This window comes from Microbacterium sp. UBA3394 (assembly GCF_002358725.1).
Taxonomy (GTDB): domain Bacteria; phylum Actinomycetota; class Actinomycetes; order Actinomycetales; family Microbacteriaceae; genus Microbacterium; species Microbacterium luteum.
This window is the reverse complement of record NZ_DEPK01000269.1, coordinates 1-15,136: the sequence shown is the minus strand read 5'-3', so window position 1 is coordinate 15,136 and position 15,136 is coordinate 1. Positions and strand designations below refer to the sequence as shown.

General features: G+C 70.8%; 12 protein-coding genes. 6 read left to right on the top strand and 6 right to left on the bottom strand.

The features are described from left to right. Position 1: 1 nt before the first annotated feature. Positions 2-637, top strand: coding sequence for a potassium channel family protein (locus tag B4E30_RS15695; RefSeq protein ID WP_286796139.1), 636 nt, complete (start codon positions 2-4; stop codon positions 635-637). 9 nt (positions 638-646) lie between these two features. Here the strand turns inward: B4E30_RS15695 and B4E30_RS15690 are convergent, their stop codons facing one another. Genes B4E30_RS15690 through proC form a run of 3 tightly spaced genes read right to left on the bottom strand, consistent with a single transcriptional unit; the run spans position 647 to position 3,606 of the window. Beyond that, the gene (locus B4E30_RS15690) at positions 647-1,345 is read right to left on the bottom strand and encodes a potassium channel family protein (RefSeq protein WP_286718782.1); all 699 of its coding nucleotides are present in this window, start codon (positions 1,343-1,345) and stop codon (positions 647-649) included. Next, positions 1,338-2,717 carry a TrkH family potassium uptake protein gene (locus tag B4E30_RS15685; RefSeq protein WP_414683224.1) on the bottom strand — a complete coding sequence of 460 codons (1,380 nt, stop codon included), beginning with the start codon at positions 2,715-2,717 and terminating at the stop codon, positions 1,338-1,340. The genes B4E30_RS15690 and B4E30_RS15685 overlap by 8 nt, the downstream gene beginning before the upstream one ends. Before the next feature lie 43 nt (positions 2,718-2,760). After that, entirely contained in the window at positions 2,761-3,606 is an 846-nt protein-coding gene (gene proC, locus B4E30_RS15680) for a pyrroline-5-carboxylate reductase (RefSeq protein ID WP_286796135.1), read from the bottom strand. Between the two features lie 112 nt (positions 3,607-3,718). Between proC and B4E30_RS15675 the strand changes: the two genes are divergently transcribed. Beyond that, positions 3,719-4,831, top strand: a complete 1,113-nt coding sequence (locus tag B4E30_RS15675; protein WP_286718775.1) for an alpha/beta fold hydrolase — start codon at positions 3,719-3,721, stop codon at positions 4,829-4,831. 23 nt (positions 4,832-4,854) lie between these two features. Next, positions 4,855-5,781 carry an LLM class F420-dependent oxidoreductase gene (locus tag B4E30_RS15670; protein WP_286796132.1) on the top strand — a complete coding sequence of 309 codons (927 nt, stop codon included), beginning with the start codon at positions 4,855-4,857 and terminating at the stop codon, positions 5,779-5,781. A 131-nt stretch (positions 5,782-5,912) separates the two neighbouring features. On the opposite strand, the gene B4E30_RS15665 is transcribed toward B4E30_RS15670, so the two are convergent. Beyond that, entirely contained in the window at positions 5,913-6,383 is a 471-nt protein-coding gene (locus B4E30_RS15665; RefSeq protein WP_348670345.1) for a nucleoside deaminase, read from the bottom strand. A gap of 46 nt (positions 6,384-6,429) precedes the next feature. Between B4E30_RS15665 and upp the strand changes: the two genes are divergently transcribed. After that, complete coding sequence (upp, locus tag B4E30_RS15660; protein WP_286796130.1) at positions 6,430-7,062, top strand: uracil phosphoribosyltransferase; 633 nt, start codon at positions 6,430-6,432, stop codon at positions 7,060-7,062. A gap of 177 nt (positions 7,063-7,239) precedes the next feature. On the opposite strand, the gene B4E30_RS15655 is transcribed toward upp, so the two are convergent. After that, entirely contained in the window at positions 7,240-10,836 is a 3,597-nt protein-coding gene (locus B4E30_RS15655; RefSeq protein WP_194384658.1) for a TM0106 family RecB-like putative nuclease, read from the bottom strand. 69 nt (positions 10,837-10,905) lie between these two features. Here B4E30_RS15655 and B4E30_RS15650 point away from each other — a divergent pair, with 69 nt between their 5' ends. Next, entirely contained in the window at positions 10,906-12,963 is a 2,058-nt protein-coding gene (locus B4E30_RS15650) for an NAD(+) synthase (RefSeq protein WP_194384657.1), read from the top strand. On the opposite strand, the gene B4E30_RS15645 is transcribed toward B4E30_RS15650, so the two are convergent. Further along, on the bottom strand, positions 12,964-13,530 hold the full coding sequence (locus B4E30_RS15645) for a hypothetical protein (protein WP_194384656.1): 567 nt from the start codon (positions 13,528-13,530) through the stop codon (positions 12,964-12,966). It lies immediately after the preceding gene. Between the two features lie 259 nt (positions 13,531-13,789). On the opposite strand from B4E30_RS15645, the gene B4E30_RS15640 reads away from it, so the two are divergent. After that, the gene (locus B4E30_RS15640; protein WP_286796128.1) at positions 13,790-15,130 is read left to right on the top strand and encodes a D-alanyl-D-alanine carboxypeptidase family protein; all 1,341 of its coding nucleotides are present in this window, start codon (positions 13,790-13,792) and stop codon (positions 15,128-15,130) included. The last annotated feature ends 6 nt before the right edge of the window (positions 15,131-15,136 follow it).

Sequence of the window (15,136 nt, the reverse complement as noted above, 5' to 3'; positions counted from 1 at the left end):
CGTGATCGGTCTCGGGCGCTTCGGCGCGGCCTGCGCGGGCGAGCTGGACCGCCTCGATCGCGAGGTCCTCGCCATCGACGAGAGCCTCGATCTCGTGCAGAAGTGGTCCGAGCGTGTGACCCACACGGTGCAGGCCGACGCCCGCAACCTCGAAGCCCTCAAGCAGGTCGGCGCGCAGGACTTCCAGGTGGCGGTCGTCGCCGTGGGATCCTCCATCGAGGCATCGGTGCTCATCACCGCCAACCTCGTCGACCTGAAGGTCCCGCAGATCTGGGCGAAGGCGGTCTCGCAATCGCACGGGAAGATCCTCGCCCGGGTGGGTGCCAATCACGTCATCTATCCCGAGCGTGAGGCCGGTGAGCGCGTGGCGCACCTCGTCAGCGGACGGATGCTGGACTTCATCCGTTTCGACGATGACTTCGTGCTGGCCAAGATGTACCCGCCGAAGTTCATCCGCGGCGTCGGGCTCAACGAATCGGGCGTTCGCACCAAGTACAACGTCACCGTCGTGGGTGTGAAGAGCCCGGGCAAGCCGTTCCGCTACGCCGAGGCGGCGACCGTCGTGACCAACCACGATCTCATCATCGTCTCGGGCACCAACAGCGACATCGAGAGGTTCGCCGCCCTCGACCGGTGACGGATGCTCTCAGCGCAGCTGAGCGAACTCCTCCACGCGCCGGGTGGGACCGACGACCAAGACCGTGTCGCCCTCGTCGAGGACCGTCGCGGCGTCGGCGTTGGACCATCCCTGCTGGCCTCGCTTGAAGGCCGCCACAGTGACCCCGTGCGCCTGGCGCGTGTTCGTGGCTCCGAGCGGCGTGCCGCGCAGACGCGCGGGGACGCTCGTCTTGACGAGGGCGTAGCCGCGGTCGATCTCCAGGTAGTCCATCGCGGCACCGCGCACCAGGTGCGCCACGCGCCGCCCCATGTCCTTCTCCGGATAGATGACGTGATGCACACCGAGCTGTTCCAGGATGAGCCCGTGCTGCTCGCTCACCGCCTTCGCCCACACCACCGGGATCCGCATCTGCAGCAGCAGCGACGCGGTGAGGATCGAGGCCTGCACATCGTCGCCGATGGCGATGACCACGCGGTCGAACTCGGGAACGGCGAGCTGCTCGAGGGCCTCCCGCTTGGTGCTGTCGGCTCGCACCACCTGCGTGAGGATCCCGTTGAGGGACTGTACGATCTCCTCGTCGCTGTCGATGCCGAGCACCTCGGTGCCGGCGTCCATGAGCTCCACGGCGAGGGAGCTGCCGAACCTGCCGAGCCCGATCACCGCCACCGAGTCCGCCTCGGCGATGCGATGCGAGGACGCACCGAACAGGTGGGTGAAGCTAGCCAATGGCGGGCCTTTCCTTGGGGAACTCGTACGACACGCGCCGTTCGCGCAGTGCCAGTGCCGTGCCGATCGTGAGCGGACCGAGCCGCCCGACGAACATCAGCAGCGACAGGATGATCTCCGCCGCCTCGGGCAGGTCCGCCGTGACTCCGGTGGACAGACCCACGGTGGCGAACGCCGACACGCTCTCGAACAGCATGCGATCGAGCGAGCCGCCGGTGACGATCATGAGCGCGATCGTCGAGGCGACGACGACGCCCACCGCGATGAGCACGACGGCGATGGCCTGTCGATGCACCGCCCGGGAGAGCCGCTTGCCGAAGATGTTGACGGCACCGGCGCCGCGGAGTTCGGCGACGAGGATGAACAGCAGCACGGCGAAGGTCGTGATCTTGATACCGCCGGCGGTGCCGGCCGGTCCCCCGCCGATGAACATCAGCACGTCCATGCCGAGCCAGGTCTCATCGTGCATCGCCCCGACGTCGATGCTGTTGAACCCGGCCGTACGTGTCTGCACCGAATGGAAGAACCCGATGAGCACGCGGGCCGCCGGGTCGTACGCGCCGAGGGTGGCGGGATTGGTCCACTCCAGAGCGGTGATGTAGACCGTTCCCCCAACGAGGAGGATCACGGACCCGAACAGCACCAGGCGCGTGTTCATGCTCCACAGCAGGGGGCGGCCGATCTCTCGTCGCAGCTGCATGAGCACAGGGAAGCCGAGCCCCCCGAGGATGACGGCCGCACAGATCGGCAGGCAGACCCAGGGGTCGGCCGCGAAGCGCACGAGGTTGTCGGCGTACAGCGCGAAGCCGGCGTTGTTGAACGCCGAGACCGAGTGGAAGAGGGCGTACCACGCACCCTCGGCCCAGCCGTGACCGTAGCGGAGCGCGAACGACGGGAAGAGCACCAGGAACAGCGCCGCCTCGATCAGCAGCGAGGTCACGACGATCCTCCGCACGACCCCGCGCACGTCGTCGAGCGAGAGCGCCTTCGCCTCGGTCGCGGCCAGCACGCGCGACCGCACGCTGAGCCTGCGGGCCAGCAGCACACCCACGAGCGAGGCGAACACCATGATCCCGATGCCGCCGATCTGGATGAGCGCCAGGATCACGAGGTGGCCGAGCGGCGTCCAGTATGTCTCCGTGTCGACGACGACCAGCCCCGTCACGCAGACCGCCGACGTCGAGGTGAACAGGGCGTGGACGAACGACGCCCCCTCGCCGTCGCGAGTGGCGGCGGGAAGCATGAGCAGGCCGGTGCCGACGAGGTCGGCGAGGCCGAAGCCGGCGACGATGGTCTGTGCCGGGCTCAGTCGGAACGATCGGCGCGGCCGCGTGTCCGACGCAGCGACGCGTGATGGCACGAGCGGAAACATTACGCCGATCCGGCCGGAGCGCAAGACCGGCGCGATCCGGATCTCAGGCGCCGGCGGCGAGCTCCTTCGCGCGGGCGAGTGCCGCGTCGGTCGCCTCGGCGAAGACGGCGCCCAGATGCGCATCCTGCAGCACGGCGATGGCGCGCTCGGTCGTGCCCTTCGGGCTCGTGACGCGACGCCGCAGCTCGGCGGGTTCGTCGTCGGATGCCTCCAGCAGCGCCGCGGCCCCGATGAAGGTCTGCTCGGCCATGAGCCGCGCATCGGCACGGTCGAAGCCCTTCCCTTCGGCAGCGCGCGTCAGCTCCTCCATCAGGAGGAAGACGTAGGCGGGGCCGGATCCGGAGATCGTCGAGAGGGCGTCGATCTTGTCCTCCGGAACCTCGATGACACGGCCCACGGTCTCGAACAGCCGCCGCACGAGGGCGACATGCTCGTCGGAGGCGTGCGTTCCGGGCGCGATCCCGGTCACACCCCGCCCGACGAGCGAGGGGGTGTTCGGCATCGAGCGCACCACCGCGACCGACGCGGGCACGATCGACTCGAACGTGGCGACCGTGACACCGGCGGCAAGGCTGACGAGGACGGTGCCGGGGCGCAGGTGGGGCGCGATCTCGCGCAGCAGGTCGGGGACCATGGCGGGCTTGACGCCCACGAGCACCACGTCCGCGCCCGCGACCGCCGCGGCGTTGCCGTCGGCATCGCGCTCGAGGGCAATGCTGCGCACGCCGCCCAGACCGGCGAACGCATCCGCCTTCGCGGCCGTGCGGTTGGTCACCGTCACACCACCGTGAGCGAGTCCCGACGACACCAGCCCGTGCAGGATGGCCCCTCCCATCGACCCGGCTCCGAGGATGGCGATGGCGGGAAGGGGGGCGGCGACGTCGATCATGTGGCCATCCTACGAGCCGTCTGAAAAGTCCCTCGATGCAGCGTGGAGTGCCCGGATATAGTCGAGGATCGTGGGACGGTGACGCCCCACGACGACCCACGGAGGACCCCCAATGACCCTCTTCGACGGCATCACGTCTCGCCTCGTCGAGACGCCGCGCCTGACCGTCAACGTGCTCGAGCGCAAGGGGGACGACGCCGCGAGACCGCCGGAGCACACGGTCGTGTTCGTGCACGGCAACGTCTCGTCGTCGCTCTTCTGGCAGGAGACGATGCTGGATCTTCCCGCTGAGCTGCGCGTGATCGCCGTCGACCTGCGCGGCTTCGGCGGGACCGAGAGCCTGCCCGTCGATGCGACCCGGGGCGTGCGGGACTTCAGCGACGACCTGCACGCGACGCTGGAGGCCTTGGAGATCCCGACCGCCCATCTCGTCGGCTGGTCGATGGGCGGGGGTGTGGTCATGCAGTACGCGATCGACCACGGCGCGCTCAGCCTCACACTGCAGGCCCCGGTCTCGCCGTACGGCTTCGGCGGCACGCGCCGCGACGGCTCGCGACTGACCGACGACGATGCCGGCTGCGGCGCCGGCGGCGCCAATCCCGACTTCGTCGAGCGGCTGACCTCCGGCGACGCCAGCGACGAGGCGCCGACCTCGCCGCGGAACGTCTTCCGCTCCGGCTACGTCGCCGCCGGGTACGCATCCGAGCACGAGGACGTGTGGGTCGCCTCGATGCTGTCCACCTCCACCGCGACGGGCAACTACCCCGGAGATGCCGTCGCGAGCCCCCACTGGCCGGGGTTCGGGGCCGGCGACCTCGGGGTGCTCAACACGATGGCGCCGAAGCATTTCGACGTGTCGGGCATCGTCGACATCGCCGAGAAGCCGCCGATCCTGTGGGTGCACGGCGACATGGACGCGATCGTCTCCGACGCGTCGTTCTTCGATCTCAATCACCTCGGCGCAGCGGGGGTCGTCCCCGACTGGCCCGGAGCCGACGTCGCGCCGGCCCAGGAGATGGTCTCGCAGACCCGGGATGTGCTGGGCGCCTACGCGCAGGCCGGCGGCATCGTCAACGAACTGCACCTCGAGGGGGTCGGACACTCCCCGCACCTGGAGAGCCCGATCGAATTCCGGCGCGCGCTGCTGACCGCGATCGGCTACGTCGGCACACCGGCCGATCCCTCCCCGCCGACGGAGGCGATCATCATCCGCTCGGCCGACTGAACAGCCCTGCCAGACTGGGGCTCATGGAGTACTGCATCTTCACCGAGCCCCAGCAGGGCTACAGCTACGACGACCAGCTCGCCATCGCGCTCGCGGCCGAGCGCCACGGCTTCGACGCCTTCTTCCGCAGCGACCACTACCTGCGCATGGGAAACGGTGATCCCCGTCCCGGTCCCACCGACGCGTGGACGACGCTGGCCGGCCTCGCACGCGAGACGACCGACATCCGCCTCGGAACCCTGGTGTCCTCGGTGACCTATCGCTACCCCGGCGTGCTCGCGATCCAGGTGGCGCAGGTCGATGCCATGTCGAACGGACGCGCCGAGCTGGGCCTGGGAACCGGATGGTTCGAGCGGGAGCACCGCGCCTACGGCATCCCCTTCCCCGACAAGCGGTTCGCCCTGCTCGAGGAGCAGCTCGAGGTTGTCACGGGGCTGTGGACCACGCCGGACGGCGAGACCTTCAGCCACGAGGGAGCGCACTATCGCCTCGAGGATGCGCCGGCGCTTCCGAAGCCCGTCCAATCCCCCCTGCCGGTGATCGTCGGCGGGGGCGGCCCCCGACGCACGCCCGCGATCGCCGCGCGCTTCGCCACGGAGTACAACATCGGGTTCGTCGACGAACCGACCGTCGCCGACAAGTTCGCCACGGTCTCCGCCGCGTGCGAGCGGATCGACCGCGATCCGGCCTCGCTCAAGCGCTCGGTCGCGCTGACGACGCTGGCCGGCACGCCCGCCGATGTGCGACGACACGCGGCGGCCCTCGGTCGTGACGTCGCCGACATCTCCCCCGACAGCCACTTCATGGGCGACGCATCCGTCATCGCCGAGAAGGTGCACCGTCTGGTGGAGCTGGGAGCCGAGCGCATCTACTTCCAGCTGTTCGATCTCGGCGACCTGGACCACCTGGAATACCTCGGCAGGGAGGTGCTCCCGCTCCTCCCGCGCTGACACTCCCGACCCGTCCGGCCCCGGCCCGGTCCGGCCGGCCCGAGCCGGCCCGAGCCGCGAGAAACCACTTCCGCCGCGAGAAACCACGCATCGCGTGATGTCTCGTGCGCGGAGGTGTTTCTCGGCGCGGGTCAGGCGCGGCGCGCGTCGAAGAACGTGCGCAGCAGCGCGGCGGCCTCGGCGGCGCGAACTCCCGCGACGACCTCCGCGCGGACGGGCAGGCGGCGATCGCGCACCACGTCGTACATCGATCCGACGGCCCCGGCCTTGTCGTCCCAAGCGCCGAAGACGACGCGGGAGACGTGCGCCTGCAGGAGCGCGCCCGCGCACATCAGGCACGGTTCGAGGGTGACCACGAGCGTGCAGCCGCCGAGGTTCCACGTCTCGAGGGATGCCGCGGCCTGCCGCATCGCGACGATCTCGGCGTGGGCGGTCGGATCGTGGCCGGCTTCGCGGAGATTGCGACCCTGCCCGATCACGTCACCGGTCGCATCGAGCACGAGGGCGCCGACCGGCACCTCGCCCGCATCCAGCGCCCCCGACGCGAGGTCCAGCGCGCGCTCCATCGCGGCGGCGTCGGAAGCGGACGGGGGCAGGCTCACGCCCCCAGCGTAGGGCGGGGCGAGCGAGTGGAATACCCTGGGACTCATGCGCTTGCACGTCGCCGACCATCCGCTCATCACCCACAAGCTCACCGTGCTGCGCAACCGCGAGACGTCGTCGCCGGTGTTCCGTCAGCTCACCGAGGAGCTGGTGACACTGTTGGCATACGAGGCGACCCGGAACGTGCGCGTCGCGCCGGTTCGGATCACGACGCCGGTCACCGAGACGATGGGCGTGAAGATCAGTGAACCACGGCCGCTCGTGGTGCCGATCCTGCGTGCGGGGCTCGGGATGCTCGAGGGCATGACCAAGCTCGTGCCCACCGCCGAGGTGGGCTTTCTCGGCATGGTGCGCAACGAGGAGACCCTCGAGCCGCAGACCTACGCCGAGCGCCTTCCCGACGACCTCAGCGCTCGTCAGTGCTTCGTGCTCGACCCGATGCTCGCCACCGGCGGTTCGCTCGGCGCCGCGATCGACTTCCTGTTCGCCCGCGGCGCGCAGGATGTCACCGCGATCTGCCTCCTCGCCGCCCCGGAGGGCGTCGAGGCCATCACGGCGCAGGTCGGCGACCGCGACGTGACCCTGGTCCTCGGGGCCCTCGACGAGCGGCTCAACGAGAAGGGCTACATCGTGCCCGGTCTCGGCGACGCCGGAGACCGCCTCTACGGAACGGTCTGACAGCGAGCGACGCGCTTACGACCGGCGACGCGCTGCCGACCGGCGACGCGCTGACACCCGGCGACGCGCGACGCGCTGACGACCGGGCATGAACCAGGGCTGACGGCCGAAGCCCGAGGGAGCGGCACCCGCCCCTCGCCGAACGGGTGCCGCCGCGCCCTGAGGCGCTTCGCCAATCTACGATCGGGCCGAGGCGACCTGAACGGGGTTGACATCGCCGACGGCGGACCCTAGCTGCGCGTCGCCGCCCGGCCCGGCGCCGAACGACGCATCCGGGTCGGCGCCCACCAGGCGCGCGAACGCGCTGAGGCGCGCCACGCCCTCCGGCGTGCGGGGCAGGTCGTCGAGCAGCCCGGGTGAATACACCACGAACGCGGCGTGCATCGCGCGCGAGACCGCCACGTTGAGGCGGTTGCGCAGCAGCAGGAACTCGAGCCCCCGCGGGGCGTCGCGCCCGGCCGACGCAGCGAGGGAGACGATCGCGACCGCCGCCTCCTGGCCTTGGAACCGGTCGACCGTGCCGACGCGCACGTCGCCGTGACCGGCGGCCTCGAGCGCCTCTTCGACCGCGACCTGCTGCGCGTTGTACGGCGTGACGACGATGACGTCGGCGGCGCTCAGGGGACGCGCAGGCTCCGAGACGGACCGACCGGATGCATCGGTGCGCACCGGCTGCCACGATCGACCGATGAGATCGGTGACGATGCCGGCGACGACCTCAGCTTCTTCGGGCGACCACGTGGCGTTCCCGCGGTGCCGCACGGGATGCGCGTGAAGCCCGGGAGCGATGCCCTCGAGGGTTCGCCGCGCGGTCGACGGGTGCGCGCGCAGCGCCCCGCCGTAGGACAGCGTCGACACCGATGCCGCCACGTCGGGGTGCATCCGCCACGTTCGCGCGAGGAAGTAGCCGTACTCCGCCGGGATGACGTCTGCGCCGTCGATCACCCACCCGAGCGCGGATGTGTCGACCGGTTCCGGATGCGTGCCCTGACTCACCTGGGGCAGCTGCTGAGGATCGCCGAGCAGCAGCAGGCGTGAGGCCGCCAGCGAGACGGCGATCGTGGAGGCGAGCGAGAACTGCCCGGCCTCGTCGATCACGAGCAGGTCGAGACTTCCCCGGGGCACGCGGCCCTCGTGGGCGAAGTCCCACGCGGTTCCGCCGATGACGTACCCCGTCTCGGCGTGCGCCGCGGCGAATTCGGCGATGCCGTTCTTGGCGAGCGCGGTGAACGACGGCGTGACGGCGGCATCCTTCGGCGCCTTTCCGACCTGTGCCGCCGGCACGCCCGCGGCGATCACGCGATCGAGCATGTTCTCGACCACCGCGTGCGACTGCGCCACGACGCCCACGGTGAATCCGTGCTCGGCGACGAGCCGCGCGATCACATGCGATCCGATGTAGGTCTTCCCCGTTCCCGGCGGGCCCTGCACAGCGAGGTAGCTGCGGTCGAGGTCGAGCACGCTGCGCACGATGGCATCGGCGTCGTCACCCTCGGAGACCGCGAGTGCGCCGGAGCGGGTTCGCGGCGGCCGCCGGCACAGGATGTCCGTCGCGGGCTCCTCCGGAAGCTGCGGCGCTGCGGCGATCACGGCGTCGGCCCATGCGTCGATCGCGACCTGCTGGTTCGCCGCGGGCGGGGGCGAGGCCGGCGTGAGCGCGACGGGAAGCTCGGACCACGTGAATCCCTGGACCGCGCTCTCCGAGACGATCACACCGTCGTCGAGCACTTCCACGACGCTCACCCGGTGGTCCGCGTGGATCCAGCGCGGAGCCGCGTCGAACGGGTAGGGGGCGGGCAGGTCGTAGAGAGCGAACGGCGAGGAACCTTCGCTGAGCCGTGTGCCCGGCGCCAGCTCGCCGCGGATCTCGAGGACGCGTCGGTCCGTGCGCGCCCCCTCCGGCCGATGCCAGTCCTCGACGACGCGGCACCGGGCCGGATCGATGACGACCACGTCGCGGCTGTCCTCCCACAGCGAGACCGGCTCGCGCAGCCGCAGGTAGTGCGTCGCCCAGAAGGTCTTCGCCTCGCGCGGGTAGTAGTCGATCGCCGCAGCCCCCAGCCGCAGCGACCGCGCCGGCACCGAGTCGACGGGGAGCGATGCGGCCATCTCGGCCAGCGTCGTGGCACGGTGGGATGGCCGGTAGGCGTTCTCGGCCGGATCGGCGTCGGGGGTGGGGCGCAGGGCCGCCTCGCGCGCACGGTCCACCAGCCAGTCGCGCAGCCGCAGGGTCGATACGCAGTCGTAGCGGTTGTAGTCGGCGAGATCGTCGAGCACCACGCGCGCGGCAGCCTCCTCGCCGCGGTCGTGCAGCGCCCTCGCCTCGACGTAGCGGACGATCGAGTCGTCGCCCTTCTGCACGTCGCTGGTGCGGATCTCATCGCCCATGTAGAGCGGTTCGAGCTTCTTGATGGAGTACGAGCGCGATCCGACCCGCAGAGCGCGCCGCACGACGGGATAGAGGTCGACGAAGACGCCGTCCCGCAGCAGCTGGTCGACCTCGCCCTCCCGCACGCCGTGTCGAGCGGCCATCGCCAAGAGATGAGTCGGCTCGTACGGCGCGTAGTGATAGATGTGCATGCCCGGATGCTGCTGCCGACGCATCCGCACGATGTCGAGGAATGTCTCCAGCGCTACCTTCTCTTCGGCGAACGAGTGCGCCCAGAGCGCGGTGTAGCGCTCTCCCAGATCCACCCAGCCGAAGAGATAGTCGATGCCCCACTCGGCGCGCCCCTCGCGCGGCGCCTCGGTGTACAGCGGGTCGCCTTCGAAGTCGAAGAAGATGTCGCCGGCGTTCGGCCGGGGCAGCGCCCCGAGCGCCTTCGGGGCGACCACGCGGTAGGTCGGCACCTGCGGTCGCGACATCTCGATGCCGGCGGGGCTCTCCAGCTGCAGTCGCGCCTGCACGCGAAGCATCGAGAACGTGTCGGGGTTCATCCCGGCCGGGCCCGATGGCGTCGCGGCGAGGTCGTCGATGGTGAGGATGCCGGCCGACCGCAGCCGCTGTCGCTGCACCGGTCGCATGCCGGCCACGAGCAGCAGATCCCGCGAGGCGACCACCTCGAGCTCACATGTCGCGCAGCGACCGCACGCGACGACATCGAGGTCGCCTCGCGGGTCGCCCCAGGCGACCGGTGCTCCGTCGGCGCCGGCGGCGAGATCGCGATCGGCGACCAGGGCGCGCAGGCGCGCGGCGCGCAGCTCGAACACGGGCAGCAGATCGTCGACGGCGTGGGCGCTGACGGTGCCATCGCCCAAAAGCAGCTCGACGCGGTCCGATCTGGGAACGCCGAGACGGTCGAGCTGCGCGACATATGCCGCCAACTGCATGAGGGCGGTCACCCGCGCGCGACGCGCGAGCTTGGAATCCTGCACCAGCCAGCGGCCCTGCTCGTCGCGCGCGAGAAAGTCGGCGAACCCGACGAACTCGTCGGTCGAGAAGGCCGCCTGGTAGACGATGTCGGCATCGGAGGCGAGGGCGGCCGCCGTGGCGGCGACGGCTCGCTGCAGCCCGTCGGCGTCGCGCGACTCGGTGGCATCGATCTCCCACACGCCGGCACCGAACTCCTCGCGGTAGCGCTCGAGCACACGCTGCTCGTGCGCGTCGCCGAGGCGACCGGCCCGCTCCAGGGTGAGGTCTTCGGGGTCTTCGACCACGGCGACGCGGCCGAGCTTGGCGTCGATCGCCCGCAGCCACGCGAACTCGCATTCGGCGGCCGCCTTCAGATCGCTGGCGCTCCAGACGATCCGGCCCTGGTCAGGTATGTAGCGCATGCTCTCCTCTTGGTCGCCTTCGACAGTAGCGAGGACCGCCGACACGGCCTCACCTGCCAGACTGGGCGGGTGAGCACTCCTCTCCCGTTCGACAGCGCCTACCGCCACGGGTTCGCGCGCGTCGCGGCGTGCACCGTGCCCGTCGCGATCGCCGATCCGGCGACAAACGCCGAGGCGATCCTCGACGCCGCACGCGCGTGCCACGACGACCACACCGCCGTCGCGGTCTTCCCCGAGCTCGGACTCACCGGCTACGCGATCGATGACCTCGTGCTCCAGGATGCGGTGCTCGACGCGGTCGACAGCGCGATCGAGCACCTCGCCGCCGAGACCGCCGATCTCCTGCCGGTGCTCGTCGTCGGAGCTCCGCTCCGCCACCGGAACCGCCTGTACAACTGCGCCGTCGTCATCCACCGCGGTCGCGTGCTGGGCGTCGCTCCGAAGTCCTTCCTGCCGACCTATCGCGAGTTCTACGAGCGCCGCTGGTACGCGCCCGGCGACGACCAGGCCGGTGGCGTCATTCGCATCGCCGGCGCCGACGTGCCCTTCGGGCCCGATCTGCTGTTCCGCGCCCGCGACGTTCCCGACCTCGTCGTGCACGCCGAAGTGTGCGAAGACGTCTGGGTGCCGATCCCGCCCTCCTCCCGCGCGGCGCTGGCCGGCGCGACGGTGATGGTGAACCTCTCGGGAAGCCCCATCACGATCGCGCGCGCCGAGGACCGCCACGAGCTGTGCCGGTCGCAGTCCCTGCGCTGCCTCGGAGCGTACGTCTATGCCGCCGCCGGCGCGGGCGAGTCGACCAACGACGTGTCCTGGGACGGCCAGACGATGATCTACGAGGTCGGCAACCTCCTCGCCGAGACCGAGCGCTTCCCCGACGGGCCGCGCCGCTCCGTCGCCGACATCGATCTCGACCGCCTGCGACAGGACCGCCAGCGACAGGGGACCTTCGACGACAACCGCCGAACCCACGCCGCCGACACCGTCTTCCGCACCGTCGAGTTCGACCTCGCGCCCCCGGTGTCGCCGACCGGCCTCGCGCGGCCGGTCGACCGCTTCCCGTTCGTGCCCGACGACCCGGCACGGCTGGCGCAGGACTGCTACGAGGCGTTCAACATCCAGGTGACCGGTCTGGTGCAGCGGATGCGGGCGATCGGGAACCCCAAGCCCGTGCTCGGCGTCTCCGGCGGCATCGACTCGACCCACGCGCTCCTGGTGATCGCGCGCGCGATGGACCTGCTCGGTCGGCCCCGCTCGGACATCCTCACCTACACGATGCCGGGCTTCGCGACGAGCGAGCGCACCAAATCCAACGCGATCGCCCTGTCCCAGGCGATGGGCGCGTCGATCGAGACGATCGACATCCGCGGTGCAGCGACGGAGATGCTGGAGAAGCTGGGGCACCCGTTCGCCGCGGGAGAGCCGTTGCACGACATCACCTTCGAGAACGTGCAGGCGGGGCTGCGCACCGATTACCTCTTCCGCCTGGCCAACCGCAACGGCGGCTTCGTCGTGGGCACCTCCGACATGTCCGAGCTCGCCCTCGGTTGGGCCACCTACGGCGTCGGCGATCACATGAGCCACTACGCGGTGAACGCCGGTGTGCCGAAGACCCTCATCCAGCACGTGATCCGCTGGGTGATCTCCCACCGCGAAGGCGTCGACGACGCGGCCGCGGCGATCCTGCAGGGTGTGCTGGACACCGAGATCAGTCCCGAGCTCGTTCCGGCCGACGCCGACGGCAACATCCAGTCCACCGAGGACCGCATCGGGCCGTATGCCCTGCACGATTTCACCCTGTTCCACGTGCTGCGGTTCGGGATGCGCCCGTCGAAGATCGCGTTCGTGGCCGCACACGCGTGGAGCGACGCCGAGGCCGGCGCGTGGCCGCCCGGATTCCCCCACGACGACCGCTACGCCTTCACGCTCGACGAGATCGCCCGGTGGATGCGGGTGTTCCTCACGCGCTACTTCTCGTTCGCGCAGTTCAAGCGCTCGGCGATCCCCAACGGACCGAAGGTCTCCCCCGCCGGCTCGCTGTCCCCGCGTGGAGACTGGCGGGCGCCGTCGGACGGCAACGCGCGCGTGTGGCTCGCCGAACTCGATGCGGCGCTTCCGCCGAGCTGATCACGCCGCCGAGTCGGTGCGATCCCGCAGGCCCACGCGGTCGGGGATCTCGAACGGGATGTGCGGCAGCCACGACGACGGCTCCGGCCAGGGCGGCGAGGTCGGCAGGGCCGTCAGCATCCGCCGCAGTCCGTCGTCTCCGGGCGACACCGGACGGGCGGCGGGGATCACCCGGCGCGGGGCGTGGTGCCCGAGCGCGCCGCACCACCAGTGGCGCCACGTGGTGTCGACGTCTTCGGGATCGAGCACGATGTAGTAGTCGGGCATCACCGCCTCCGCCGCGGCGAAGTGGGCGAGCGCGGTCTCGACCTCCAGCTCGAGGGCGCCGAGGGTGGAGCGCTCCTCGTACAGCTCCACCCATGCGGCGGCGACGTGCTCCAGCGGATCGGCGTCATGCACGATCCACGGGGTGCGGGTGGCTCCGATGCGGCGGGCGGCGAGGGCCGGCTCGCTCCCCCGCAGCGTCAGGATCTCGACCCCTCGGATCCCGTCGAGCGTCTCGATCGCATCCTCCGCCGCGTCGCCGACGACCGCGACGACCGTTCCCCTGTCGGCTGTGTGCTCCATGCTTCACGATATGTCGCGGATCGTTGCGAGCGCGTGACACGCGACGATCGTCTGCGTTTCGTGACCTGCGCGGCGCCTTCACCCGTCGCGGCGCCTTCACCTGTCGCGAAGTGTCGCCACCGGGCGGCGTGACGACATCCGGCGGCAACCGAATCGACGCGATCCGGACGCCCGCGTGCGGTTCCGGTGGCGGGCGTGCGGTTCCGGTGGCGGGCGTGCATGATGGGAGGGCGAGTGGCGGACGACCGATGGGGGCGGGATGACGACGCATCGCGATTCGACGGATGCGCTGTCGGACTTCGCGGATCTGATGGCGGGATCCGAGACGGCGTCCGCCGACACCGCGGCCGAGCGCGGGCGCACCCGCAGGGTTCTCGGTCGCATCCTGCTCGCGATGGTGCTCATGATCGCCCTCGGTGCGCTGTCGGCGGGCGGATACGCGGCGTGGGCGCTCGGCGCTGCGCTCCCGGCACCGACGGCACAGCTGCAGGATCGGGCCGTCGCCGCATCCGAGCCGGTCGCGGTCGCGGAACCGTCACAGGGGGCGTCGGCGGTGACGGTGTCGGGTGCGCCGGAATATCTCGGCGCGGACGGACTTCAGGCGGCGAGCGGAACCACGGATGCCGCGCCGATCGCGAGCATCACCAAGCTCATCACCGCTCTCGTCGTGCTCGACGCCCATCCCCTGGGCGAGGGGGATGCCGGCCCCACGCTCACCTTCGGTGCCGCCGACCACGCCCTCTACGACGCCTACTACGTGCGGGGTGCGACGATCGCGGCCATGCCCGCAGGCAGCACCATGACGCTGCGAGACGCCCTCGCGACGATGCTCATCCCGTCGGCGAGCAACTACGCGCACGCGGTGTCGACGTGGGCCTATGGCTCGCAGTCCGCGTTCCTCGGCGCGGCGCGCGCCTGGCTCGACGCGAACGGACTCACCTCGACGAGGATCGTCGATCCCACCGGTCTCGATCCGGGGAATGTCAGCACCACCGCCGACCTGCTGCGCTTGGGCGCGCTGGCCGCGGCAGACCCCACGATCGCGGAGCTCGCGGCGACGCCCTCGCTCACGCTCCCCGCGACCGGTCCGATGCGCAACACCAACGAGCTGCTCGGCGTCGACGGCATCACGGGTCTGAAGACCGGCAACCTCGGCAACGGCACCTTCACCCTGCTGTACACGGCATCGCTCGACGTCGGACTCGGTGAGCCGCTCGCCGTCACCGGCGCGGTCGTGGGCAGCCAGACGCGAGAGGCGACGAACGACGTCGCGCTGCGCACGCTCGCCAGCATCCGCGCGGGGTTCCACGACGTCGCCCTCGCCGACGCCGGCGACGTCGTCGGCACGATCACGACGCCGTGGGGCGAGTCCGCCCAGGCGGTCGTGGCGCGCGACGCCGCGCTGCGCACGTGGTCGGACACCCCGGTCGCGGTGACCGTCGACACGCGCGCGCCGGAGGTCTACCGCGACGGCGCCGTGGTCGGCACGATCACGTGGACCGCCGGACCCGAGACCGCCACCTCCGACGTCGTCGTGGCGGGCCACATCCCCGAACCCACCGCGTGGTGGCGCCTGACACATCCCGATCAGCTCGGCTGACCCGGC

What these genes read in the sequence shown, in the direction of transcription:
- B4E30_RS15685 (WP_414683224.1), bottom strand. Translation starts at nt 2,717, where the DNA reads ATGTTTCCGCTCGTGCCATCACGCGTCGCTGCGTCGGACACGCGGCCG.
- proC (WP_286796135.1), bottom strand. Translation starts at nt 3,606, where the DNA reads ATGATCGACGTCGCCGCCCCCCTTCCCGCCATCGCCATCCTCGGAGCC.
- B4E30_RS15675 (WP_286718775.1), top strand. Translation starts at nt 3,719, where the DNA reads ATGACCCTCTTCGACGGCATCACGTCTCGCCTCGTCGAGACGCCGCGC.
- B4E30_RS15670 (WP_286796132.1), top strand. Translation starts at nt 4,855, where the DNA reads ATGGAGTACTGCATCTTCACCGAGCCCCAGCAGGGCTACAGCTACGAC.
- upp (WP_286796130.1), top strand. Translation starts at nt 6,430, where the DNA reads ATGCGCTTGCACGTCGCCGACCATCCGCTCATCACCCACAAGCTCACC.
- B4E30_RS15655 (WP_194384658.1), bottom strand. Translation starts at nt 10,836, where the DNA reads ATGCGCTACATACCTGACCAGGGCCGGATCGTCTGGAGCGCCAGCGAT.
- B4E30_RS15645 (WP_194384656.1), bottom strand. Translation starts at nt 13,530, where the DNA reads ATGGAGCACACAGCCGACAGGGGAACGGTCGTCGCGGTCGTCGGCGAC.
- B4E30_RS15640 (WP_286796128.1), top strand. Translation starts at nt 13,790, where the DNA reads ATGACGACGCATCGCGATTCGACGGATGCGCTGTCGGACTTCGCGGAT.